Origin of the sequence: Hydrocarboniphaga sp. (assembly GCF_965279055.1) — a bacterium.
In the GTDB taxonomy this organism is placed as follows: Bacteria; Pseudomonadota; Gammaproteobacteria; order Nevskiales; family Nevskiaceae; genus Hydrocarboniphaga.
The window spans coordinates 2,303,374-2,324,750 of the sequence record NZ_OZ257125.1 but is presented as its reverse complement, the minus strand read 5'-3'; the positions used below and the strand labels follow the sequence as shown (position 1 = coordinate 2,324,750).

Sequence of the window (21,377 nt, the reverse complement as noted above, 5' to 3'; positions counted from 1 at the left end):
CAAACAAAGTCGGGTAAAACGAGGCTAAACTCGCGAGCATGCCGAAAACCGTATTCGCCAGCGCTTTCTTCGCCGTACTGGGCCTGGGCCTGGTATGGCGGCTGGTGGTTGCCGACGGCGGCATGAACAGCACGCACAAGCTGCAGGGGCAGGTTGCCGATGCGCGTGCCGAGCTCGAGGTTCTGCGCGTGCGCAACGCCGCGCTCGACGCCGAAGTACAGGATCTGAACTCCGGCAAGGCCGCGATCGAATCGCGCGCCCGCATCACCCTGGGCATGATCAAGCCGGAAGAGACCTTCTACCTGGTCGTCGAGTAAGCCGGCCCGACTGGCCTCGCCCGGCGCTGTTCAGCAAAAATCCATTCTGACCATGAGCGTCGCCGGACGCAGTAAACCCGCGTCGAAAACCCGCTATTGGGCGGTGATTCCGGCCGCCGGTGGCGGCTCGCGCATGGGTCTGGCCAAACCCAAGCAATATCTGCCGCTGCGCGAACGCACGCTGCTCGAATGGAGCCTGGCGCCGTTTCTGGACTGCGGCTGGATTGACGGCGTGGTGCTGGTGCTGGCCAAGTCCGACAGCGATTTCGCCCGGCTTCCGGTGGCGCGCCATCCGAAAATCATCACCACGCAGGGCGGCGCGGCGCGCGCCGAGTCGGTGATGTCCGGGCTCGACGCGGTGGCGCTGGCCACCGCCGGTTTCAGCGACGTCAATGTGCTGGTCCACGACGCCGCGCGTCCCTGCCTGGACTGGGCCGATCTGGATCGCCTGCGCGACGAGGCCAACGACGAGCACGGCGGCCTGCTGGCGATGCCGATGTCCGACACCCTGAAGCTCGCCAGGCAGAGCAAGGTCGCCTCGACGGTGGATCGCACGAGCTACTGGCGCGCGCAGACGCCACAGTTGTTCCGGCTCGACCTGCTGACGCGCGCGCTGCGCGACGCCAGCGCTCGCAAGCTCGAAATCACCGACGAGGCCAGCGCGATGGAAAGCGCCGGCTACAGCCCGAGGCTGGTGCGCGGCCGTGAAAGCAATCTGAAAGTGACCTTCCCCGAAGACATGCTGCTCGCCGACTTCTGGCTACAGCAGCAGGAACTGCAACCGTGAGCGCGCTGCCGTTTCGCATCGGCCACGGCTTCGACTCGCATCGGCTCGCCGTCGGCGAGGGCATGCGCCTCGGCGGCGTCTGGATCGAATGCGAGTACCGGCTGGTCGCGCATTCCGATGGCGATGCCTTGATACACGCGCTGTGCGACGCGCTGCTGGGCGCGATTGCCGGCGGCGACATCGGCCGGCTGTTTCCGGACCACGACGCCGCGCACAAAGGCCAGGATTCCGGCGTGTTTCTGCGTGAGGTGATGTGCCGCGTGCGCGCCGCCGGCTACGCGGTCGGCAATGCCGATCTGACGCTGGTCGCGCAGTCGCCGAAGATGGCGCCGCATGCGCCGGCGATCGTCGCGACGCTGGCGCGCGAACTCGGCGTCGACGCCAGCGCGGTCAACTTCAAGGCCAAGACCAACGAAGGCATGGGCCATCTCGGCCGCAAGGAAGGCATCGCGGCCTACGCCGTGGTTTTGCTGCAGCGCGTTGACCCGCCGCCTTCCGTCTGATCGCCGCCGGCGCGGTACCCGCGGCCGCGGCTGACTGACTATAATCAAAGGATGCCGAGCGCCATTCTGAAATCCGGTCGTCGCCGCCCCATTCGTGGCGGACGCGATACGCGTGAGGAAATCCTGGTCGCTGCCGAAGAGCTTTTGCTGCGGCGTGGCTTCAACGGTTTCAGCTACCAGCACATCGCGGTGCGTCTGGGCATCCGCAATGCGGCGATCCATTACCACTTTCCGACCAAGGAAGACCTCGGGGTCGCGCTGGTGCGCCGCTACCGTCTGCGCTTCCTGGCCTGGACCGACGAAGCCGGCAAGTGCTGCGCCGCGCTGGATCGCCTGGCCGCGTATTTCCAGACCTATGTCGATCATCTCGATGGCCGCTTGCAGATCTGCCCGGTCGGCATTTTCGGCGCCGAGTTCGACGCGATCCCCGACCTGATGCAGCGCGAAGCGCAGATGATGATGCGCGACGTCTACGAGTGGATGGTCGCGACCTTGCAGGAGGGTCGCCGCGACGCCTCGGTCGCTTTCGAAGGCGATCCGCGCGACAAGGCGATGGAGCTGGCCGCGGCGATGCAGGGCGCGATCCAGTTCGCCGGCATCGCCGGCCGCGAGCGCTTCGAGCAGGTGCTGCGCCAGATCACGCTGGAACTGCAGCCGCCGGCACGGCCCGCGGTCGCTGCAGTCAGAGCCGCCTGATCACGACGTAGCGCGGCTCGCGCCCGGGTCTTCAGTCGGGTCTTCTCAGCAAAACGTAGACCGCCCCCGTTCCACCATCCTCCGGCCGCGCGCTGGCGAACGCCAGCACGTCGCGGCGTTTGCGCAGCCAGCCGTCGAGCAGGCGCTTCAGCACCGGCCCCGAATTCGGCGAACCATTGCCCTTGCCGTGAATGATGCGCACGCAGCGGTGATCGCGATCCGCGCAGCGCGCCAGGAACGCGACGATCGCGAGCTTGGCCTTGTCGCGATTCAGGCCATGCAGATCGAGTTCGGCCTGGCGCACGTAGCCGCCGCGACGCAGCCGCTTCCACACGCTGTCCTGGATGCCGGGCGCGCGATAGGTCAGCGTGTCGCCGCTTTCGAAATTTTCCGGGTCGGGGCCGTCGAGCATTTCGGCGAGCACCGCCAGATCGTCGAGCTGGCTCTGTGTCGGCTGTGTCGAAGGCCGGCGCGACTGCGGCGGCACATGCTTCGCCGGGCCCTGCAGGCGCACGCCGGCCATCGCGCTGCGGAATACGGCGGGCTCGTCGTGGTCGTCGGGCGAACTCATTGCTATCCATCTCGATCGCGCAACCGATCGGCATATGCCCCGGCTGCACGGGTACACTAGCGTCTCTCACGACCTCTTTCGAGGCCCATGCGGATTCTTCTTTCGAACGACGACGGCTGTACGGCGCCAGGCTTGCTGTGCCTGCGCGACATGGTCGGCGCCGTGCATCAGGTTACCGTGGTCGCGCCCGACCGCAACCGCAGCGGCGCCAGCAATTCGCTGACCATCCTCAATCCGCTGCGCGTGCAGCGCCATGCCGACGGCGTCTGGTGCGTCGACGGCACGCCGGCGGACTCGGTGCATCTGGCGCTCAACGGGCTGATCGATGAAATGCCCGAGATGGTCGTGTCCGGCATCAACGCCGGCGACAACCTCGGCGACGACACCCTGTATTCCGGCACCGTCGCCGCGGCGATGGAAGGCCGCTGGCTGGGCTTCCCGGCGATCGCGATCTCCTGCGCTTCGATTGCGCCCAAGCACTACGAGACCGCGGCGAAAGTCGCGCTGATGCTGATCGAGCGCCTGCGCAGCCATCCGCTGCCGAAAGACACGATCCTCAACGTCAACGTGCCGGATGTTGCGTTCGATGAACTCGCTGGTTTCGAGGTGACGCGCCTGGGCCATCGCCATCGCGCCGAGTCGGTGACCAAGGCCGCCGATCCGCGCGGCCGCGCAATCTACTGGATCAATGCCGCCGGCCGCGGTGCCGACGCCGGGCCGGGGACCGACTTCCATGCGATCGAAAACAAGCGGGTGTCGATCACGCCGCTGCTGGTCGATCTGACGCGCCACAGCGCACTGGAATCGCTGACGACCTGGGTCAAAGACCTGTGACGGCAACGCGGCATCACCACTCGCGCGGCCTGGGTCTGACGTCTTCCTCGGTACGCGGACGGCTGGTCGACGAGCTGCGCGCGCAGGGCATCGTCGACGAGCGCGTGCTCGCGACCATCGGCCGTATCGCGCGCCACGAGTTCGTCGAAGAGGCGCTGTCTTCGGAGGCCTACAAGAACCGTTCGTTGCCGATCGGCCATGCGCAGACCATTTCGCAGCCGTACATCGTCGCGTTGATGACCCAGGCCGCGCTGGCCGGCGCGACGCGGCTGAGCAAGATCCTCGAAGTCGGCACCGGCAGCGGCTACCAGACCGCGGTGCTGGCCGAGCATGCGGAGACGGTGTTCACCGTCGAACGCCTGCGGCCGCTGACCGAGGCCGCGCGCACGCGCCTGCAGCGGCTCGGCTATCGCAACGTGCATTTCGGTTACGCCGACGGCATGAACGGCTGGACGCCGTATGCGCCTTACGACGCGATCGTCGTCACCGCTGCGGCGCAGACGATTCCGCCGGGGCTCAGCGATCAGCTCGCGATCGGCGGCCGCCTGGTGATTCCGGTCGGGCCCAATGGCGCTCAGCAGCTGAAGCTGATCGAGCGCAGTGCCACCGGTCTGCGCGAAAGCGTGCTCGCTTCGGTGGTCTTCGTTCCTCTACTCGCAGGTCGCGCCTGATGGATGCTTTCGGTCACTGGCTGCAGGAGCTGGTCAGCCGCCTCGGTTACTTCGAGATCGTGCTGCTGATGGCGCTGGAATCCAGCCTGTTCCCAGTGCCGTCGGAGCTGGTGATGATTCCGGCCGGCTACCTGGCCGCGCGCGGTGAGCTCGATCCCTGGCTGGCGACGCTGGCCGGCGCCGGCGGCTCGGTGATCGGCGCCAGCGCCAACTATCTGCTCGGCCGTTACGTCGGCCGCGCCTTCCTGCTGCGCTGGGGCCGCTATCTGCTGATCGACCAGACCAAGTACGAAGAGGCCGAGGCGCTGTTCATGCGCAATGCGCACCTGGCCACGTTCATCGGCCGCTTCATTCCGGTGGTGCGTCACCTGATCTCGTTGCCGGCCGGCGTGTTCGGCATGGGCCCGCTGGGCTTCGCGCTGCTGACCGGCCTCGGCGCCGGCCTTTGGTGCGGCGTGCTGGTCGCGCTCGGCTATTTCTTCGGCGAGCCGGTGGTCGCGGTCGTCGTCGCCTACACCCACGAGGCGGCGCTGCTCACGGTCGCCGGCCTGGTGATCTTCGGCGCCTGGTTCATGCTGCGCCGGCGCAAGCCGCAGGCGAAAAAGCCCACGTGAAAATCATGATGAACATGTCGCTGCGTCGCCTCCTCGTCCTGCTTCTGCTGCTGCTGCTGAGCGCCTGCGCCGGCATGGGCAGCTGGGAGCCGCTGTCCTCGCGCCAGCCCGAGCAGCAGAGCTACAACGTCGAGGCCGCGCCGCCGCGCGAGCCCGATCCGTTGCCGTCGCGGCCCTACGGCCCGAACGACTATCTGGTGAAGAAGGGCGACACGCTGTACTCGATCGCGTTCCGCAACCAGGTCGACTACCGCGACCTGGCCCGTTGGAACAACATCCGCTCGGAGAACCTGATCTATCCCGGCCAGGTGCTGCGCCTGAGCGCGACGTCGCCGATGGTGCCGCGCAACGGCCAGATCACCGCGCAGGGCATCGACATGAACGACGTCGACCGGCCGCAGGCGCTGTCGACCCAGCCGACGCCGGTGATCATGGGCTCGCCGGCGCCGTCGTATCCGACACCGGTGCCGGTCGGGCCGCCGCCGGTGGTGACGCCGCCGACCACGGTCGCGACCACGCCGATCGTCGCCACGCCCAGTGGCGGCGGCGGCCAGCCCGGCTGGCGCTGGCCGGTCGACGGCACCGTGATCCGCGGTTTCAACGTCGATGCCGGCGCGCGCGGCCTGGACTTTACCGGCACGCTGGGCCAGCCGGTGGTCGCTGCCAGCGGCGGCAAGGTGGTCTACAGCGGCAGCGCGCTGAAAGGCTACGGCGAGCTGGTGATCATCAAGCACGACGACCTGCACCTGTCGGCCTATGGCTACAACCAGCGCCGCCTGGTCAAGGAAGGCGACGTGGTCGACGCCGGCCAGCAGATCGCCGAGCTCGGCAACGGCCCGGAGAACAAGCCGCTGCTGCACTTCGAGATCCGCGAACGCGGCAAGCCGGTGAACCCGGTGCCGTACCTGCCGGCGCGCTGAGCTTTTTGAATTAACCCATCACGCCCGTTCCTCCCGAGTAGCGGGCTTTGCCCGCGTATCGAGGGACGCAACCGGGCCTCGATGTGTCCCTCGATACGCCCACTGAAATGGGCTTCTCGGGAGGAACGGGGGTGTAGAGCCTAACCGCCGGGCATGAGCATTGAACCGCGCATGCCATACTCCGGTCTTAGGCCCGGCCTGTCTGGCCTTGATCCCATCGAACTGGAAGCATGAGCGACAAACCCGCGCAGAAAAAATCCTTCATCCGCCGCTTCTTCGGCGGCCTCTGGTCGCTGATCGTCAACCTGTATCGCGCGGTCATCATCGTTGGCTTCTGCGTGTTCCTGTACACGCTGTACATGGCCTTCACCGGCGGCCCGGCCAAGCATGTCGATAGCAATGTCGCGCTGGTGCTGTGGCCCAGCGGCGCGCTGGTCGACCAGCTCGACAGCGATCCGGGGCAGCGCCTGATCGAGCAGTTCAACGGCGAGCCGCCGTCGCAGACGCGTCTGGCCGACCTCACCGACGCGCTCGAGGCCGCGGCCACCGACGACCGCATTTCGGTTGCGGTGCTCAAGCTCGACAACCTCAGCGGCGCGAGCATGCCGCAGCTCGAGGAGCTGGGCGCGGCGATGAAGAAATTCCGCGCCTCTAACAAGCCGATCTACGCCTACGGCCCTAGCTACGACCAGATCGGCTACTTCGCCGCGGCGCAGGCCGACGATGTGTCGATGGACCCGTTCGGCAGCATCATGCTCGAGGGTCTGGCCTCGTATCAGAACTACTTCAAGGACGGCCTCGACAAGCTCGGCGTCACCATCAACGTGTTCCGCGTCGGCGAATACAAGTCGGCGGTCGAGCCGTTCCTGCGCAACGACATGTCCGAAGACGCCAAGGCCGCGAACAAGGAATGGCTCGGCGATCTGTGGAAAAGCTACGACGACACCGTGTCCACCAGCCGCAAGCTCGACGCCGGTTTCGCCGACCGCTACGTCGCCAGCTTCGCCAAGGAGCTGAGCGCGCACAACGGCGACGCCGCCAAGCTGGCGCTGGACGCCGGCCTGGTCAATCACCTGGAAACGCTGGCGGAATTCCGCAAGCGCGTCGCCGAGAAAGTCGGCGAGGACGAGGACAGCGGCAGCTTCCGCCAGATCCATTTCCACGATTACCTGAGCGCGGTGCATCGCGAGAAGCGCCAGCACGAAGCCCACGGCGACAAGAGCGAAGTGGCGATGATCGCGGTCCAGGGCGAGATCGTCGACGGCATCGGCCAGGCCGGCCAGGCCGGCGGCGATTCGATCTCCGACCTGCTCGACCAGGCGCGTCGCGACGACCACGTCGCCGCCGTGGTGCTGCGCGTCGATTCACCCGGCGGCAGCGTCTGGGCCAGCGAGCAGATCCGTCGCGGCGTGCAGCAGTTGCGCGCCGACGGCAAGCCGGTGGTGGTGTCGATGTCCGGTGTCGCCGCCAGCGGCGGTTACTGGGTCAGCATGGCCTCGGATCGCATTTTTGCGCACGAATCGACCATCACCGGCTCGATCGGCATCTTCGGCCTGATCCCGACCATCGACAAGCCGCTGGAGAAGCTCGGCATCCACACCGATGGCATCGGCACGACGCCACTGGCCGGCGCCTTCCGCATGGACCGGCCCCTGAGCGACGACGTCAAGGCGATCGTGCAGTCGCAGATCGATCACGGTTATCGCCAGTTCATCGAAGGCGTTGCGGCGGGCCGCAAGCTCGACGTCAAGAAAGTCGACGAGCTCGCCCGTGGCCGCGTCTGGAGCGGCCACGACGCCAAGGATCTGGGCCTGATCGACGAGTTCGGCGGCATGGAGCAGGCCGCCGATGCGGCAGCCAAACTCGCCGGCCTGACCGATGGCCAGTGGCGCCTGGAGCCGTTCGAGAATGCACCGAGCGGCCCGCTGTCGATGCTGACGCAGTTCTTCGGCAGCGCGCAGATCAACGTCAACTGGCTGCCGGGCGGCGTCAACAGCAAGCTGCAGCAGTGGCTCAAACAGGGTGACGTCAATCAGGCGCTGTCGCTGCTGACCGATCGCCGCGCGATGTACTCGATGTGCTTCTGCGAGGCGACGCTGAGCAGCAGCGCGCCGCGCTAGTTCGAGCCGTTCGAGAGTGACAGCCGCGCCGATCGGCGTCTTCGATTCCGGCGTCGGCGGCTTGTCGGTGCTGCGCGAAATTCGCCGCAAATTGCCGGCGGAACGGCTGATCTATTTCGCCGACAGCGGCCATTGCCCCTACGGCGGCAAGCCACAGGCGCAGATCCAGCAACGCAGCATGGTGATCACCGACGAACTGCTCGCCGCCGGCGCCAAGCTGATCGTCGTCGCCTGCAATACCGCGACGATCGCCGCGGTCGAGCATTTGCGCGCGACCTATCCGGTTCCTTTCGTCGGCATGGAGCCGGCAGTGAAGCCGGCGGTCGCGGCCACGCGCAGCGGCGTCGTCGGCGTGCTCGCGACCGGTGCAGCACTCGGTGGCCAGAAATTCCACCATCTGCTGCAGCAGCATGCGCGCGACGTTCGCATGATCACTCAGCCCTGCCCGGGGCTGGTCGAGCATGTCGAGCGCGGTGATGTTTCGAGCCCCGAATTGCGCTCGCTGCTACGCGGTTATGTGCAGCCGCTGCTCGATGCCGGCGCCGATGTGCTGGTGCTCGGGTGCACGCACTATCCATTTCTGCGGGCTGCGATCGCGGAAATCGCAGGACCGCATGTACTGCTGCTGGATACCGGCGAAGCGGTCGCGCGCCAGACGCAGCGCGTGCTGGAGCGTGAGGGCCTGCTGGCGACGCAGGGCGAGGGCGGTGTCGAGTGGCGCAGCAGTGGCGATGTGGTGGCGGTGCAGAGCGTGATCGATCGGCTCTGGTCTGCAGGCTGACGCCGGCGGGTCATGACCCGCCGCTTTTCACCGCAGTCCTATCGTTCCTGTAGGAGCGGATCCTATCCGCGACTCCGCTCTTCAAGGGCACAGTCGCGGACAGGGTCCGCTCCTACCGTTGCGGATTGCGGTGCCGCTAGTCCTCGAACCGCATCGACAAATCCACCGCGTGCACATGCTTGGTCAGCGCGCCGATGGCGATGCGGTCGATGCCCGTTTCGGCGTAGGAGCGCGCCGTACTCAAGGTCGCGCCGCCGGAATATTCCAGCAGCGTGACGCCGCCGTTGGCGCGATGCGCGCGCGTCAACTTGACGGCTTCGCGCAACATGTCCAGATCGAAGTCGTCGACCAGCAGCAGGTCGACGTTTGCGCCGATCGCGATCTTTGCCTCTTCCAGCGTTTCCGCCTCGGTCATCAGCGGCACGCCGGACTTCAGCGCGCGTGCCTGCGCGATTGCCGCGGCAATGCCGCCGGCGGCGGCGATATGGTTTTCCTTGATCAGAATGCCGTCGTACAGGCCAATGCGATGGTTGTAGCCGCCACCGCACAGCACCGCGTATTTCTGCGCGCGACGCAGCCCGGGCAGGGTCTTGCGCGTGTCGACGATCCGGCAGCCGGTGCCGGCCACCGCGTCCACATAGCGGCGCACCGTGGTCGCGGTGCCGGACAGGGTCTGCAGAAAATTCAGCGCGCTGCGCTCGCCGGTCAGCAGCGCGCGCGCCGGTCCCTGCAGCGTGAACAGGCGCTGGTCGGCCACCACGCTGTCGCCTTCCGCCACCCGCCACTCGATCTTGATGCCGGCGTCGACCTGGCGAAACACTTCGTCGACCCAGGCGCGGCCGCAGATCACCGCGTTTTCACGTGCGATGACGCGCGCGCGGCCCTGCTTGCCGGCATCGACCAGCCGTGCGGTGACGTCGCCGCTGCCGATGTCCTCGGCCAGCGCCTGCGCGACGCTTGCCGCGATGCCTTCGGGAATCGGATAGCGCGTGCTCATTGCAAAAATCTCAGGCCGCCAGCAGGAATTCGAGCAGTGCCATCTGCGCCCATAGCCGGTTCTCGGCCTCGTCCCAGACCACCGACTGCGCGCCGTCGATGACGTTGGCGGTGACTTCTTCGCCGCGGTGCGCCGGCAGGCAGTGCATGAACAGCGCATCGGGCTTTGCCAGCTGCATCAGCGCGTCGTCGACCTGATAGCCGTCGAAAGCCTTGAGCCGCTTCGCGGTCTCGGCTTCCTGGCCCATGCTGGTCCAGGTGTCGGTGGCGACGAGGTCGACACCGGCCACCGCTTCTGCGGCGCTGCCGCACAGGCTGACCGCGTCGCCGGCGATGGCGACGATGCCGGCATCCGGCAGATAGCCGTCCGGCGCGGCGATGCGCAGCTTGAAGCCGAACAGCGTCGCGGCCTGGATCATCGAATGGCAGACGTTGTTGCCGTCGCCGATCCAGGCCGCGGTCTTGCCGGCGGCGTCGCCGCGATGCTCGACCCAGGTCTGCATGTCGGCGAGCAGCTGACAGGGATGATGCAGCTCGGAGAGGCCATTGATCACCGGCACGCGCGAATACGCGGCCAGCTCGGCCTGGTCGGCCTGCGAATCGTTGCGGATCATGATCGCGTCGCACATGCGCGACAGCACGCGCGCGGTGTCGGCGATCGGCTCGTCGCGGCCGAGCTGCGTGACGCCGGAATGCAGGAACAGCGCGTGGCCACCGAACCTGGCCATGCCGGCTTCGAAGCTGACACGCGTGCGCGTCGAGTTCTTCGCAAAGATCATGGCCAGCGTCTTGCCGACGAAGGGGCGGTAGCTCGTGTCGCGGCTGGCCTTGAGCTGTTGCGCGCGGCTGATGACACTGGCGGCTTCGGCTGCGGACAGGTCGCTGAGCTGCAGGAAATGGCGCGTCATGACGTTTTAAGCGGTGGTGGTTCTTGACCGTAAAAAATAAAACGGGCCGCGCGGTCAGCGCGGCCCGTCGATGCAGCTGGACCCGATCCTAGCCGAGGTTCTTCTCGACGAACTCCCAGTTCGCCAGCGCCCAGAAGTGCTCGAGGAAGCTCGGGCGCGCGTTGCGGTAGTCGATGTAGTAGGCGTGCTCCCAGACATCGCAGGTCAGCAGCGGCGTCTTGCCCTCGGTCAGCGGCGTCGCGGCGTTGGACGTGGTGGTGATCGCCAGGCTGCCATCGGCGTTCTTCACCAGCCAGGCCCAGCCGGAGCCGAACTGGCCGACCGCGGCTTCGGTGAACTGCTTCTTGAAGTCTTCGACGCCACCGAAGGCCTTCACCAGCGCGTCGGTCAGCTTCTTGCTCGGCGGCGTCTGCTTCGGCGTCAGCGAGTTCCAGAAGAAATTGTGGTTCCAGACCTGCGCGGCATTGTTGAAAATCTTGCCCGAGGACTTCTTGACGATGTCTTCCAGCGCCATGTTCTCGAACTCGGTGCCGGCGATCAGCTTGTTGCCGTTGTCGACATAAGCCTTGTGATGCTTGCTGTAGTGATAGTCGAAGGTCTCGGGCGACATGTGCGGCAGCAGCGCATCTTTGGCGTAGGGCAGTTCGGGGAGCGTGAGGGCCATGGTTATTCCTTAGTCTTGCTGGGGCCGGTTAGGGCAGCTGGCTCGATGACGCGGCCGCGTCGGTCGCGTGGGACGGCCACGATAAGCCGCGTTTCATGCAGTTTCAATACGCAGGCTCGGCGCAAGCTATTGTAATCGCGCCGATCGGCCGCATCGATCAGGCCTCGGCCGAGATCGCCTAGTGTGCGGAACGAATCTTGCTCCGCCCTGAAGGTCGGAAGGGCGAAGCCGGCAACGCGGCGCGATCCGCATCGGTATAATCGGCGGCTGCCAACCGCCCACTCATCACCGGAGGGTGCCCATGGATGCTCTGGAACGCATCAAGAAGCAAGTTACTGACAACCCCATCATTGTGTACATGAAGGGCACGCCCGATTTCCCGCAGTGCGGATTTTCGGCGCGCACCGTGCAGGCGCTGAACGCCTGCGACGTGGAGTACGCCTACGTCAATATCTATGAAGACGAAGAGATTTACCGCGCGCTGCCCAAGTTCGCCAACTGGCCGACGTTCCCGCAGCTGTACGTGAAGGGCGAGCTGGTCGGTGGCTGCGACATCGCGCTGGATCTGCACCAGTCCGGCGAACTCGCCAAGATGCTGCAGGAAGCGGCGACCAAGAAAGCGGCCTGAGCTTTTTGCAAGCTGTCGACGATGCCCGCGCAAGCGGGCATCGTCGTTTTCGCCGGGCGCTTGTGTAGGATTTTGCCGCGTCGTCCAGCGATCCATCGCGCTAAGATCGGCCGATAACGACAGTGGAGCGAGATCGGTCATGAGCGCGTCATATCGGCACATCGAGGTCCCGCCCCGCGGTCAGAAAATAAGCGTCGTCGACGGCAAGCCGCAGGTGCCGGATCAGCCCATCGTCGGCTATGTCGAGGGCGACGGCATCGGCCCGGACATCACCCGGGCCTGCCTGCGCATCTGGGACGCGGCCGTGGCCAAGGCCTACGGCGGCAAGCGCCAGATCCACTGGTGCGAAGTGTTCCTCGGCGAAAAAGCCGCGAGGCTCTATGACGGCAATTACTGTCCGGACGAAACCATCCAGGCGCTGCGCGATCTGGTGGTGTCGATCAAGGGGCCGCTGACGACGCCGGTCGGCGGCGGCTTTCGCAGCCTCAACGTCGCGCTGCGCCAGGATCTGGACCTGTATGCCTGCGTGCGCCCGGTGCGTCACTACGCCGGCGTACCGAGCCCGCTGAAGAATCCGGGCAAGGTCGACGTGGTGATTTTCCGCGAGAACACCGAGGACGTTTACACCGGCATCGAGTTCAAGGCCGGCTCGCCGGAAAACGACAAGCTGGCGAAGTTTCTGCGCGAAGAACTGCAGGCCAGGTTCTTCGACGGCGCCGGTCTCGGCGTCAAGCCGATCTCGGCGTTCGGCAGCAAACGCCTGGTGCGCAAGGCGATCCAGTACGCCATCGACAACGGCCGCGAATCGGTGACCCTGGTGCACAAGGGCAACATCATGAAGTTCACCGAAGGCGCGTTCCGCAACTGGGGCTATGAAGTCGCGCGCGATGAATTCGGCGGTGTCACGATCACCGAAGAACAGCTCTACGGCGAGTTCAAGGGCAAGCAGCCGGCTGGCAAGATCGTGATCAAGGATCGCATCGCCGACATCATGTTCCAGATGATGCTGCTGCGGCCCGAAGAGTTCGACGTGCTGGCGACGATGAATCTCAACGGCGACTATCTGTCGGACGCGATCGCCGCCGAAGTCGGCGGCGTCGGCATCGCGCCCGGTGCCAATATCGGTGATGCCGTGGCTGTCTTCGAGGCGACGCACGGCACCGCGCCCAAGTATGCCGGCCTGAACAAGGTCAACCCGGGTTCGCTGCTGTTTTCCGGCGTGATGATGCTGGAGTACATGGGCTGGTCCGAGGCCGCGGATCTGATCACGCTGGTGTATCCGGAAGTGGTCAGCGACGGCATCGTCACTTACGACTTCGCGCGGCAGATCGACGGCGCCAGAGAAGTCAGCACCAGCGCGTTCGCCGATGCGCTGATCGAGCGCATGCAGGGCGGCGTCGACGTCGAGGCCAAGCGCCGGGCGCAGCAGGAGCAGCTGATCAAGGAGCGCAAGCAGCGCGAAATCCGCCGCCTGCTGCAGCCCACCGAAGAAATGATCGCCACCGGCCGCGTGCCGCACAGCGTCGGCGATCTGATGACGCGCTCGCTGATCACCGTCGCCGAGATCGAGAGCATCGAAACCGTGATGGGCGTGATGGCGGACAACGGCGTCAGCTCGGTGGTCGTCGATCCGGACGCGCGCGGCCAGTGGGGCATCCTGACGCGCCGCGATATCGTCACCAAGGTCGTGCAGGGCAATCGCAATCCGGCGACGACGACGGTCGGCGAGCTGGCATCCAGGCCGGTGGTGTCGGTGCCGGCGGAAACCACGATCCGCGACGCCGCCGCCTTGCTCACGGAAAAGAAAATCAGCCGGCTGCCGATCGAGCAGAGCGGCCGCATCATCGGCATCGTCACCGAAACCGATCTGTTCAACTCGATCAAGAAATTCGGCTGGTCACTGGAGTAGCCATGGCATTGGTGTTGATGATCGTCGGCGACGAAATCCTGTCCGGCAAACGCCAGGACAAGCATTTGTCGAAAGTGCGCGAGCTGTTGCAGGCGCGCGGTATCGAGCTGGCCGAGGTGCGCATCGTCGGCGACGACGAGGAACGCATCGCCCAGACCGTCGCGCAGCTGCAGGCGCGCGGCGACACGGTGCTCAGCTGCGGTGGCATCGGCGCGACGCCCGACGATCGCACGCGTCAGGCCGTGGCGCGCGCGTTCGGCGTGCCGGTGCTGCGTCATGCCGAAGGCGAGGCGCTGATCGTCAACGAGTACGCCGAGAAGGCGTTCCCGAATCGCGTGCTGATGGCGGATTTCCCGGCCGGCGCCGCACTGATTCCGAACCCGGTCAATCGCGTCGCCGGCTTCTCCCTGAATGGCGTCTACTGCGTTCCCGGTTTCCCGGAAATGGCCTGGCCGATGCTGGAATGGGTGCTGGATACGCAGCTGCAGCATCTGCATCGCGCGACGCCACCGGTCGAATACAGCCTGCGCATCACCGGTACCTCGTCGGAGGGTGATCTGCTGCATCTGATGGAGCAGGTGCTACGTGATTTTCCCGGCGTGTCGCTGTCGAGCCTGCCGGGCCGCGGCGACGCCAGCCGTCCGCGGCACATCGAATTCGGCATCAAGGGTCCGGCTGAAATCGCGGCGCCGGCCTTTCTCTGGTTTCGCGAGCAGCTGCGGATCGGGTATCCGGTGCAGATCGAGGATCTGAAAGCGCCTTAGATTCACTCCTCCAGCCGCGGCTCCGCGCGCCGCAGGCTGACCAGGATGCAGCTGGCAATCACCACCAGCCCGCCGGCGATCGACAGCGCGTCCAGCGCCTCGTCCCAGACGATCCACGCGATCAGCGCCGAGAACAGCACGCAGGTGTAGGTGTAAGGCCCGACCCGCGCCGCCGCGGCGAGGCTGTAGGCGCGGGTCAGCGCCAGCTGGCCGATGGTCGCGGCCAGGCCGGCGCCGAGCAGCGCCCACCAGGCGGAGGCCGGCAAAGGCTGCCACGCCCACAGGGTCGGCGGCAGCGACAGCAGGCTCGAACAGGCGGCGAAATAGAACACGATACGCAAGGTCGGCTCGGTATTGGCAATGCGCCGGATGCTGACCATCGCCGTCGCCGCCAGCAGGCCCGAGAACCAGCCGATCAGCGCGGCGCCGCTGGTGAAGCCGCCGAAGCCGGGCTTGACGATCATCGCGATGCCGATCAGGCCGATCGCTGCCGCCAGCAGCGAGCTCGCCGGCGGTTTTTCGCGGATCCACAGCCAGGCCACAAAAGGCAAATACAGCGGCGACGAGTAATTGAGCAGCATCGCCTCGGCCAGCGGCAGCCGCGGAATCGCGTAGAAGAAGCAGTACATCGCCGCCAGGCCCAGGCCGCTGCGCCACAGATGCCCGCCGAGCCGCTGCGTCGCCAGGCCCTGCGCGCCGACACGCAGCGCCCAGGGCAGCAGCACCAGAAAATTCACCAGGCTGCGAAAGAAAACGATCTGCTCGTTGCTGGCCCACACCGCGGCGGCCTTGATGCAGGCGCCGGTGATCGAGAACGCGGCGGCGCCGAGCACGGCGTGCAGCGCGGCGCTATGTCTGTCGGGGTTCATGTCGGCAAGGCTAACGGCAGCGGAAATCGGATTGCACGGTACGCCGACGCGCACTTTCCCTACCGATCGGCCGACGCCGCGCGTCTAACATTGGCACTCCGCGCGGAGTGCCGTAGTCTGGCTCGGCCCATTAGGTGGCGAATGGAGCAAGTGGTCGCTATGTCTAATAATAAAACTGGTAAGCCGCCGGTTATTCTGCTCGTAGAAGACAATCCCGCCGATGTACGGCTGGCCTGCGAGGTTTTGGAAGAAGCCGGTGTCAGTGGTGCGCTGATGATCGCCCGAGACGGCGAGCAGGCGCTGAAGATGGTCCGTGGCCAGGACGAGTATGCCGGCAGCCCGACTCCGGATCTGATCCTGCTCGATCTGAACCTGCCGCGTAAATCCGGACTCGAGGTGCTGGAGCAGCTGAAGCAGAGCCCCCAGCTGCGCCGCATCCCGGTGCTGATCCTGACCACCTCGCGTGCCGACAGCGACGTACTGGCCTGCTACGACTCCCATGCCAACGCGTTTCTGACCAAGCCGGTGGACATGAGCCAGTTCTCCGAGCTGGCGACGCTGATCCGCGACTTCTGGTTCGGCGCCGTGCAGCTGCCGGGCCGGAACGACAGTTGATGGGCGCTGTGGCCGCCAGCCGACGTCAGCCCATCGGCCTGCTACTGGTCGAAGACAATCCCGCCGACGCGCGGCTGCTGTCAGAGAGCCTGCGCGAGGTCGCCGCGACCGAGCCGGTGGTGATCCGCACCGTGCGCACCTTGAGCGAGGCGCTGCTCGAGATGCAGCGCTACAGCTTTACCTGCGTGCTGCTCGATCTGAACCTGCCCGACGGCAAGGGCGTGCACAACGTCGAGGCGCTGCGCGCCATCGACCGGCGCGTCGCCATCGTCGTGCTGACCGGCACCGACGACGATCAGGTCGCCGCCGAAGCGATCCGCCTCGGTGCTCAGGAATATCTGGTCAAGGGCCAGTTCGACGGCGGCAAGATCCTGCGCCTGCTGCGCCACGCGGTGGAGCGCAACAAACAGGTCCACGAACTCGAGGATCAGCGCTATCGCGAGTTCCAGCGTGCCACCCATGACGGCCTCACCGGCCTGGCCAATCGCGAGCTGCTGTACGACCGCCTCGAACAGTCGATGGCGCAGGCACAGCTGACCGGCGAGACTTTCGCGCTGTGCTACATCGATCTCGACGGCTTCAAGGCGGTCAACGATCGATATGGCCACCGCGCCGGAGACGATCTGCTGGTGCGCGTTGCGCACATCCTGCGCGAGAGCGTGCGCGCCACCGACAGCGTTGCCAGAGTCGGCGGTGACGAATTCCTGGTGCTGATGCGCCAGTTCGACGGCAAGCTCGATCCCGGCCCGCGCGCGCGCCGGCTGCGCGAGCGGGTCAGGGCGATCCGCCAGATCGGCGAGCTTCCTATCGAGCTCGACGCCAGCGTCGGCATCGTGATGTATCCGCAGCACGGCGAAGGCGTCGAGATGCTGATGGAGCGCGCCGACCGCGCGATGTACGAGGCCAAGCGCGGCGGCGGCGGTGTCGCGTTCTACGAAGGCAGCCTGACCATGCGCGCCGCCGACCGCGCCGCCGAATTCCGTGCCGAGCTGGAGCAGGCGCTGGAGCAGGATCGCTTCTCGCTGCTGTACCACCCCTGGATCGACATCCAGACCCAGCGCTTCGTCGCTGTGGAAGTGCTGCTGCGTTGGGATCGTGACGGCGGCGTGCAGGGGCCCGAGGATTTTCTGCGCGCGGCGGCGGCCAGCGGCCGCGGCTGCGAGATCGGCCTGCACGTGGCGATGAAAGCCTTCATGCAATGGCGCGCCTGGCGCGAGCTCGGCCTGGAGCTGGGCCAGCTGTCGCTGAACCTGGGCGAAGCCGAACTCGAAGACGAGCGTTATCTGTCGGCACTGGCAACCGTGGCGACCTCCTGCGGCATCGATCCGGCCGAAATACGCCTCGAAGTGCCGGTGTCGCTGCTCGGCGGCCAGTCTGCACACAACCTGGCGGCGAAGCTGCGCGAGGCACGCGAATTCGGATTCGGCGTCCTGCTCGACCAGTTCGGCCCCGACGGCGAGGCGCTGAAGTGGCTGACGACCTTGCCGTTGTCCGGCATCAAGCTCGGCCGCCACGTGATGCGCGCGCTGCACGAGGAAGGCGAGCGCGGCGCGATGTACCGCTCGGTGCTGGCGATCTGCGGCGCGGCCGCGGCGCTCGGCCTGCCGGTGGTGGTCACCGGCGTCGAAACCACGCAGGAACGCAACACGCTTCAGGCGATGGGCTGCCTGTTGATGCAGGGCCAACTATTCAGTCCGGCCGAGACTGCGGAGCGCCTGCCGGTGCGCCTGCAGCAGGGTCCGGACGGCTTCGACGAGGCCCGGTGGCCCGTCGAAGCTTCAGGTCAAGGATAAACGGGAGATGGCGATGGATTCCCTGGTTGAAAGTGGAAGCTTTCTTCCGCATGGCGTTTGCTACCTGCAACAGCCCAATCTGATCCTGCTGCACGTGGTTTCCGACGCGCTGGTCGCGCTCGCTTATTTCATGATTCCGCTGGCGCTGATCTATGTCAGCCGGAGCATAGGCCGACGCCTCTCGTTCAGCTGGGCGATCGGCCTGTTCGCCGCGTTCATCATCCTGTGCGGCGCCGGCCACGTGCTCGACATCGTCGTCGTCTGGAAGCCGGTGTACTGGCTGCAGGGCTGGCAGCGCGCGATGACGGCGGTGGTCTCGCTGGCGACGGCACTCGCGATCATTCCGCTGATTCCGCGGCTGCTGTCGATGCGCACCCCCGAGGAACTGGAGACCGCCAATCTTCGGCTGCGCGAGGAAATCAAGCTGCGCGAGGGCGCCGAGTCCGATCTGCGCCGCTCGCTGGCCGAGTACAAGCGCGCGGTGCAGGAACTCGAGCAGTTCGCCTACATCACCTCGCACGATCTGCAGGCGCCGCTGCGCAACGTCGCCGGTTTCTCGCAGCTGCTGACGCGGCGTCATCGCGACAAGCTCAGCGGCGACGCGATCGAGTTTCTCGATTTCATCGACAAGGGGGTGCGCCAGATGCAGACCCTGATCACCGACCTGCTGGCGCTGTCGCGAGTCGGCCGAGGCGATTCCTCGTTTGCGCGCGCCTCGCTCGAAGGCACTTTCCACAAGGCCTTGTCGGCACTCAAGCCGACGCTGGAGAGCCGCGGCGCCAGCGTGGTGCTCGACGACTCGATGCCCGAGATCAAGGCCGATCACGGCCTGCTGACGCAGCTGTTCCAGAACCTGATCGACAATGCCAGCAAGTTCCATCGCCCCGGCGTTGCGCCGCTGGTGCGGGTCAGCGCCTGGCCCGAAGGCGGGCACTGGCACCTGATGATCAAGGACAATGGCATCGGCGTGCCGGCCGACCAGCTGGAGACGATTTTCGCCGTGTTCCGGCGCCTGCACCATGCCGACGACTACGAGGGCACCGGCATCGGCCTGGCGATCTGCCGTAAAATCGTTCGCCACCACGGCGGCGAGATCTGGGCCGAGTCGAAAGTGGGCGAGGGCACCGAGTTCCACATCCGGCTGCCGCGCGAGCCGGTGACCCCGGCGGTCGGCGTCGGCCCCAAGGCCGAGATGGTGCTCTGAATGACGAGCTGAAAGCAGGGCCGCGGGTTCATCCGAACGTTTGCGGGTAGTTGCAGGCAAACGAGCGGCGGGAGCAGGCATGGCAGCAAGCGGCAAATCAGGCAGCACCAAGGGCAGCGACTGGCGCCCGGATCTGCGCAGTGCGCTTGATTCTGAGCCTGAGGATTTCGGGCCGAGCAAGACCCAGGTCAAGCAGGCCATGCACGAGCTGCAGGACCTCGGCCTGGCGTTGCTCGAGTTGCCGCCAGCGCAGCTCGCCGCGCTGGAGATGGAAGACCGTCTGCGCAACGCGCTGGTCGAGCTGCAGCGGCTGACGTCGCGCGAGGCGATCCGCCGCCAGGCGCAGTTCATCGGCAAGATGCTGCGCGAGGCCGAAGTCGAGCCTTATCGCGCCGCGATCCACGCCTGGCGCCATGGACAGAACAAGGTATTGCAGGACGCCGAAGTCTGGCGCACCAAGCTGCTCGACGACGACGCCGCGGTCACCGAATGGGCGGCGCTGTTTCCGGAAACCAACCTGCAGCAGCTGCGCTCGCTGATCCGCACCACGCGCCGCGAACAGACGCGGCTGCAGGACAGCATGCCGGACAAGGAAGCGCCGGTGCCGAAGGGGCGGCTGTATCGCGAGCTGTTCCAGAAACTGCGGATCGCGCTGCAGCAGCGCTTCGAGCAGCAGTCGGTGGTGTAGCGGATTTTTCAGCGAACCCCGTTCGTCCCGAGTAGCGGGCTTGCCTGCGTATCGAGGGGCCGGATCGCGTTCTAGTCCCTCGATACGCCGCTAAGGCGGCGACTCGGGACGAACGGAATTTGTTAAGGCGGCTAGCCGCCGAAGCTGCGCGGCTTGAACACCGGCGCACGCTTCTCGACATTGGCCTTGCCCGCTTCGCGCTGATTCGGCCCCAGCAGCATGCGCAGCTGGATCTTGCGTTCCAGCCCCAGCGCGCCGGCCTCGCCGACGCTGCGCCAGTTGCTGTCGAACAGTTGCTTGGTGCCGGCCAGCGCGTCTGGCGATCTGGCGATCAGGGCCTGCGCCAGTTCCAGCGCCGCCGCATACGGATCGGCCGCAACCTCGGTGACCAGGTGCAGTGCCAGGGCTTCCATGCCGCTGACGATCTGTCCGGTCATCGCCAGCTTCTTGGCGACATCCAGCGGCATCAGTTCGCGCAGGGTCACCGTGCCGGACATGTCCGGCACCAAGCCCCATTTGACTTCCATGATCGATAGCTTGGCGTCGGCCGCGGCGATGCGAAAATCCGCGCCGAGCGCGATCTGCAGGCCGCCGCCGTAGCAGCTGCCGTGGATCGCGGCGATCACCGGCACCGGCAGTTCGCGCCAGCACAGGCCGACCTGCTGGAACACATTGGCACGTCTGAGTCCGTAGGTGGCGAAGCTGCGGGCCATTTTCAGCGGCTTGCCGAGCACGCTGCCCACGTCGAGGCCCGAGCAGAACGACGGCCCTGCACCGCGCAGGATCACGACGCGCAGATCCTTGCGCTTGCGCAGCTGCGCGGCGGCGTCGACGATCGCATCGAACATCGGCAGGTCCAGCGCGTTGTGCTTGTCGGCGCGATTCAGGCTGACGGTGGCGATGCCGTCGCGAACATCCACGAGCACGCGATTCGAATCGGGCATGTCAGGTCCAGGCTAGGGTTGTAGCGGAACCAGCCGACCGCCCGCTGGCCTGAGCATCAGCGTCTTGCCGCAGCGGTCGTCCAGATCAGGGCCGCACTGGCGCGGCGCGCCGGCGGTGTCGAAGCAGATTCGCACTTCGGCCAGATACGGGCCGCGACACTGCAGCGAGATGCCGTCCGGCTTCAGCTGTGGATTGGCGGCGATCAGCGCGGCCTCGAACGCCGAGGGCTTCAGGCTCAGCGCCTTGTCGACATGCCGGTAGGCATCCGGAATGCGGAGGCCGCGATAGGTCGCCTCGATCCTGTCGACATAGGCCTGCGCCTCCAGACCGCTGCAGGTGCCGTGCGTTTTCCACTCGTGCAGGATCAGGCCCTTGCTCGGCATGATCGGCAGCAAGCGATCGATCAGCGGCTGCGGCAGATAGGGCGCCTTGTTGCAGTTGCTCGGGAAGCCGCGCTCGAACTGCGGCCACAGGCCATGCACGACGAAGCCGTAAGGCTGCTCGCGATTGCACTGGAATTCCGAAGGTTTGCCGGCGGTGGCGCAGTATTGCGGCGACCAGGACAGCGCCAGCACCCAGT

The 21,377-nt window shown here is 66.2% G+C and carries 24 protein-coding genes; 17 read left to right on the top strand and 7 right to left on the bottom strand.

Features of this window, described 5'->3' with window-relative positions:
- Positions 1 to 38: 38 nt before the first annotated feature.
- The 4 genes from ACQZF9_RS10460 to ACQZF9_RS10445 are packed head-to-tail and all read left to right on the top strand — an operon-like array spanning position 39 to position 2,303.
- The gene (locus ACQZF9_RS10460) at positions 39 to 317 is read left to right on the top strand and encodes an FtsB family cell division protein (protein ID WP_428313172.1); all 279 of its coding nucleotides are present in this window, start codon (positions 39 to 41) and stop codon (positions 315 to 317) included.
- Between the two features lie 52 nt (positions 318 to 369).
- Positions 370 to 1,104 carry a 2-C-methyl-D-erythritol 4-phosphate cytidylyltransferase gene (ispD, locus tag ACQZF9_RS10455; protein ID WP_428313171.1) on the top strand — a complete coding sequence of 245 codons (735 nt, stop codon included), beginning with the start codon at positions 370 to 372 and terminating at the stop codon, positions 1,102 to 1,104.
- Positions 1,105 to 1,109: 5 nt separating this feature from the next.
- A complete protein-coding gene (gene ispF / locus ACQZF9_RS10450; protein ID WP_428313410.1) occupies positions 1,110 to 1,607 on the top strand; it encodes a 2-C-methyl-D-erythritol 2,4-cyclodiphosphate synthase in 498 nt (165 codons plus the stop codon).
- 51 nt (positions 1,608 to 1,658) lie between these two features.
- Positions 1,659 to 2,303 (top strand): TetR/AcrR family transcriptional regulator, encoded by a 645-nt coding sequence (locus ACQZF9_RS10445; RefSeq protein WP_428313170.1) that lies wholly within the window; start codon positions 1,659 to 1,661, stop codon positions 2,301 to 2,303.
- A 31-nt stretch (positions 2,304 to 2,334) separates the two neighbouring features.
- Here ACQZF9_RS10445 and ACQZF9_RS10440 read toward each other — a convergent pair whose 3' ends face one another.
- The gene (locus tag ACQZF9_RS10440) at positions 2,335 to 2,874 is read right to left on the bottom strand and encodes a Smr/MutS family protein (protein WP_428313169.1); all 540 of its coding nucleotides are present in this window, start codon (positions 2,872 to 2,874) and stop codon (positions 2,335 to 2,337) included.
- Between the two features lie 87 nt (positions 2,875 to 2,961).
- Between ACQZF9_RS10440 and surE the strand changes: the two genes are divergently transcribed.
- From surE to murI, 6 genes are all read left to right on the top strand, one after another.
- Complete coding sequence (surE, locus tag ACQZF9_RS10435; protein ID WP_428313168.1) at positions 2,962 to 3,708, top strand: 5'/3'-nucleotidase SurE; 747 nt, start codon at positions 2,962 to 2,964, stop codon at positions 3,706 to 3,708.
- On the top strand, positions 3,705 to 4,379 hold the full coding sequence (locus ACQZF9_RS10430; RefSeq protein WP_428313167.1) for a protein-L-isoaspartate(D-aspartate) O-methyltransferase: 675 nt from the start codon (positions 3,705 to 3,707) through the stop codon (positions 4,377 to 4,379). The genes surE and ACQZF9_RS10430 overlap by 4 nt, the downstream gene beginning before the upstream one ends.
- Entirely contained in the window at positions 4,379 to 4,993 is a 615-nt protein-coding gene (locus ACQZF9_RS10425) for a DedA family protein (RefSeq protein ID WP_428313166.1), read from the top strand. The genes ACQZF9_RS10430 and ACQZF9_RS10425 overlap by 1 nt, the downstream gene beginning before the upstream one ends.
- Before the next feature lie 5 nt (positions 4,994 to 4,998).
- The gene (locus ACQZF9_RS10420) at positions 4,999 to 5,913 is read left to right on the top strand and encodes a peptidoglycan DD-metalloendopeptidase family protein (RefSeq protein ID WP_428313409.1); all 915 of its coding nucleotides are present in this window, start codon (positions 4,999 to 5,001) and stop codon (positions 5,911 to 5,913) included.
- A 230-nt stretch (positions 5,914 to 6,143) separates the two neighbouring features.
- A complete protein-coding gene (gene sppA / locus ACQZF9_RS10415; RefSeq protein WP_428313165.1) occupies positions 6,144 to 8,033 on the top strand; it encodes a signal peptide peptidase SppA in 1,890 nt (629 codons plus the stop codon).
- Positions 8,034 to 8,049: 16 nt separating this feature from the next.
- Positions 8,050 to 8,814 carry a glutamate racemase gene (gene murI, locus ACQZF9_RS10410; RefSeq protein ID WP_428313164.1) on the top strand — a complete coding sequence of 255 codons (765 nt, stop codon included), beginning with the start codon at positions 8,050 to 8,052 and terminating at the stop codon, positions 8,812 to 8,814.
- A gap of 136 nt (positions 8,815 to 8,950) precedes the next feature.
- Here the strand turns inward: murI and nadC are convergent, their stop codons facing one another.
- From nadC to ACQZF9_RS10395, 3 genes are all read right to left on the bottom strand, one after another.
- Positions 8,951 to 9,811, bottom strand: coding sequence for a carboxylating nicotinate-nucleotide diphosphorylase (gene nadC / locus ACQZF9_RS10405; protein WP_428313163.1), 861 nt, complete (start codon positions 9,809 to 9,811; stop codon positions 8,951 to 8,953).
- Positions 9,812 to 9,821: 10 nt separating this feature from the next.
- Entirely contained in the window at positions 9,822 to 10,718 is an 897-nt protein-coding gene (gene argF, locus ACQZF9_RS10400) for an ornithine carbamoyltransferase (RefSeq protein ID WP_428313162.1), read from the bottom strand.
- 88 nt (positions 10,719 to 10,806) lie between these two features.
- A complete protein-coding gene (locus ACQZF9_RS10395) occupies positions 10,807 to 11,382 on the bottom strand; it encodes a superoxide dismutase (protein WP_428313161.1) in 576 nt (191 codons plus the stop codon).
- Positions 11,383 to 11,683: 301 nt separating this feature from the next.
- On the opposite strand from ACQZF9_RS10395, the gene grxD reads away from it, so the two are divergent.
- From grxD to ACQZF9_RS10380, 3 genes are all read left to right on the top strand, one after another.
- The gene (gene grxD, locus ACQZF9_RS10390) at positions 11,684 to 12,010 is read left to right on the top strand and encodes a Grx4 family monothiol glutaredoxin (RefSeq protein WP_428313160.1); all 327 of its coding nucleotides are present in this window, start codon (positions 11,684 to 11,686) and stop codon (positions 12,008 to 12,010) included.
- 139 nt (positions 12,011 to 12,149) lie between these two features.
- Complete coding sequence (icd, locus tag ACQZF9_RS10385; RefSeq protein WP_428313159.1) at positions 12,150 to 13,919, top strand: isocitrate dehydrogenase (NADP(+)); 1,770 nt, start codon at positions 12,150 to 12,152, stop codon at positions 13,917 to 13,919.
- Between the two features lie 2 nt (positions 13,920 to 13,921).
- The gene (locus ACQZF9_RS10380; protein WP_428313158.1) at positions 13,922 to 14,683 is read left to right on the top strand and encodes a competence/damage-inducible protein A; all 762 of its coding nucleotides are present in this window, start codon (positions 13,922 to 13,924) and stop codon (positions 14,681 to 14,683) included.
- A 2-nt stretch (positions 14,684 to 14,685) separates the two neighbouring features.
- On the opposite strand, the gene ACQZF9_RS10375 is transcribed toward ACQZF9_RS10380, so the two are convergent.
- On the bottom strand, positions 14,686 to 15,552 hold the full coding sequence (locus ACQZF9_RS10375; RefSeq protein WP_428313157.1) for a DMT family transporter: 867 nt from the start codon (positions 15,550 to 15,552) through the stop codon (positions 14,686 to 14,688).
- On the opposite strand from ACQZF9_RS10375, the gene ACQZF9_RS10370 reads away from it, so the two are divergent.
- From ACQZF9_RS10370 to yjgA, 4 genes are all read left to right on the top strand, one after another.
- Positions 15,535 to 16,167 (top strand): response regulator, encoded by a 633-nt coding sequence (locus ACQZF9_RS10370; RefSeq protein ID WP_428313156.1) that lies wholly within the window; start codon positions 15,535 to 15,537, stop codon positions 16,165 to 16,167. The two genes, ACQZF9_RS10375 and ACQZF9_RS10370, sit on opposite strands and share 18 nt — an antisense overlap.
- A complete protein-coding gene (locus ACQZF9_RS10365) occupies positions 16,167 to 17,960 on the top strand; it encodes a putative bifunctional diguanylate cyclase/phosphodiesterase (RefSeq protein WP_428313155.1) in 1,794 nt (597 codons plus the stop codon). Before ACQZF9_RS10370 ends, ACQZF9_RS10365 begins: the two co-directional genes overlap by 1 nt.
- Before the next feature lie 13 nt (positions 17,961 to 17,973).
- Complete coding sequence (locus tag ACQZF9_RS10360) at positions 17,974 to 19,164, top strand: sensor histidine kinase (RefSeq protein ID WP_428313154.1); 1,191 nt, start codon at positions 17,974 to 17,976, stop codon at positions 19,162 to 19,164.
- A 79-nt stretch (positions 19,165 to 19,243) separates the two neighbouring features.
- Positions 19,244 to 19,852, top strand: coding sequence for a ribosome biogenesis factor YjgA (yjgA, locus tag ACQZF9_RS10355; protein ID WP_428313153.1), 609 nt, complete (start codon positions 19,244 to 19,246; stop codon positions 19,850 to 19,852).
- 131 nt (positions 19,853 to 19,983) lie between these two features.
- On the opposite strand, the gene ACQZF9_RS10350 is transcribed toward yjgA, so the two are convergent.
- On the bottom strand, positions 19,984 to 20,796 hold the full coding sequence (locus ACQZF9_RS10350; RefSeq protein WP_428313152.1) for a crotonase/enoyl-CoA hydratase family protein: 813 nt from the start codon (positions 20,794 to 20,796) through the stop codon (positions 19,984 to 19,986).
- 12 nt (positions 20,797 to 20,808) lie between these two features.
- Positions 20,809 to 21,372: a ribonuclease T2 family protein gene (locus ACQZF9_RS10345; RefSeq protein WP_428313151.1), complete on the bottom strand. Its 564-nt coding sequence runs from the start codon at positions 21,370 to 21,372 to the stop codon at positions 20,809 to 20,811.
- Between the last annotated feature and the right edge of the window lie 5 nt (positions 21,373 to 21,377).

What these genes read in the sequence shown, in the direction of transcription:
- ACQZF9_RS10360 (WP_428313154.1), top strand. Translation starts at nt 17,974, where the DNA reads ATGGATTCCCTGGTTGAAAGTGGAAGCTTTCTTCCGCATGGCGTTTGC.
- icd (WP_428313159.1), top strand. Translation starts at nt 12,150, where the DNA reads ATGAGCGCGTCATATCGGCACATCGAGGTCCCGCCCCGCGGTCAGAAA.
- ACQZF9_RS10395 (WP_428313161.1), bottom strand. Translation starts at nt 11,382, where the DNA reads ATGGCCCTCACGCTCCCCGAACTGCCCTACGCCAAAGATGCGCTGCTG.
- grxD (WP_428313160.1), top strand. Translation starts at nt 11,684, where the DNA reads ATGGATGCTCTGGAACGCATCAAGAAGCAAGTTACTGACAACCCCATC.
- nadC (WP_428313163.1), bottom strand. Translation starts at nt 9,811, where the DNA reads ATGAGCACGCGCTATCCGATTCCCGAAGGCATCGCGGCAAGCGTCGCG.
- yjgA (WP_428313153.1), top strand. Translation starts at nt 19,244, where the DNA reads ATGGCAGCAAGCGGCAAATCAGGCAGCACCAAGGGCAGCGACTGGCGC.
- ACQZF9_RS10350 (WP_428313152.1), bottom strand. Translation starts at nt 20,796, where the DNA reads ATGCCCGATTCGAATCGCGTGCTCGTGGATGTTCGCGACGGCATCGCC.
- ACQZF9_RS10445 (WP_428313170.1), top strand. Translation starts at nt 1,659, where the DNA reads ATGCCGAGCGCCATTCTGAAATCCGGTCGTCGCCGCCCCATTCGTGGC.
- ACQZF9_RS10365 (WP_428313155.1), top strand. Translation starts at nt 16,167, where the DNA reads ATGGGCGCTGTGGCCGCCAGCCGACGTCAGCCCATCGGCCTGCTACTG.
- ACQZF9_RS10440 (WP_428313169.1), bottom strand. Translation starts at nt 2,874, where the DNA reads ATGAGTTCGCCCGACGACCACGACGAGCCCGCCGTATTCCGCAGCGCG.
- sppA (WP_428313165.1), top strand. Translation starts at nt 6,144, where the DNA reads ATGAGCGACAAACCCGCGCAGAAAAAATCCTTCATCCGCCGCTTCTTC.
- ACQZF9_RS10375 (WP_428313157.1), bottom strand. Translation starts at nt 15,552, where the DNA reads ATGAACCCCGACAGACATAGCGCCGCGCTGCACGCCGTGCTCGGCGCC.
- ACQZF9_RS10425 (WP_428313166.1), top strand. Translation starts at nt 4,379, where the DNA reads ATGGATGCTTTCGGTCACTGGCTGCAGGAGCTGGTCAGCCGCCTCGGT.
- ACQZF9_RS10420 (WP_428313409.1), top strand. Translation starts at nt 4,999, where the DNA reads ATGATGAACATGTCGCTGCGTCGCCTCCTCGTCCTGCTTCTGCTGCTG.
- surE (WP_428313168.1), top strand. Translation starts at nt 2,962, where the DNA reads ATGCGGATTCTTCTTTCGAACGACGACGGCTGTACGGCGCCAGGCTTG.
- ACQZF9_RS10380 (WP_428313158.1), top strand. Translation starts at nt 13,922, where the DNA reads ATGGCATTGGTGTTGATGATCGTCGGCGACGAAATCCTGTCCGGCAAA.
- ispD (WP_428313171.1), top strand. Translation starts at nt 370, where the DNA reads ATGAGCGTCGCCGGACGCAGTAAACCCGCGTCGAAAACCCGCTATTGG.
- argF (WP_428313162.1), bottom strand. Translation starts at nt 10,718, where the DNA reads ATGACGCGCCATTTCCTGCAGCTCAGCGACCTGTCCGCAGCCGAAGCC.
- ACQZF9_RS10370 (WP_428313156.1), top strand. Translation starts at nt 15,535, where the DNA reads ATGTCTGTCGGGGTTCATGTCGGCAAGGCTAACGGCAGCGGAAATCGG.
- ACQZF9_RS10460 (WP_428313172.1), top strand. Translation starts at nt 39, where the DNA reads ATGCCGAAAACCGTATTCGCCAGCGCTTTCTTCGCCGTACTGGGCCTG.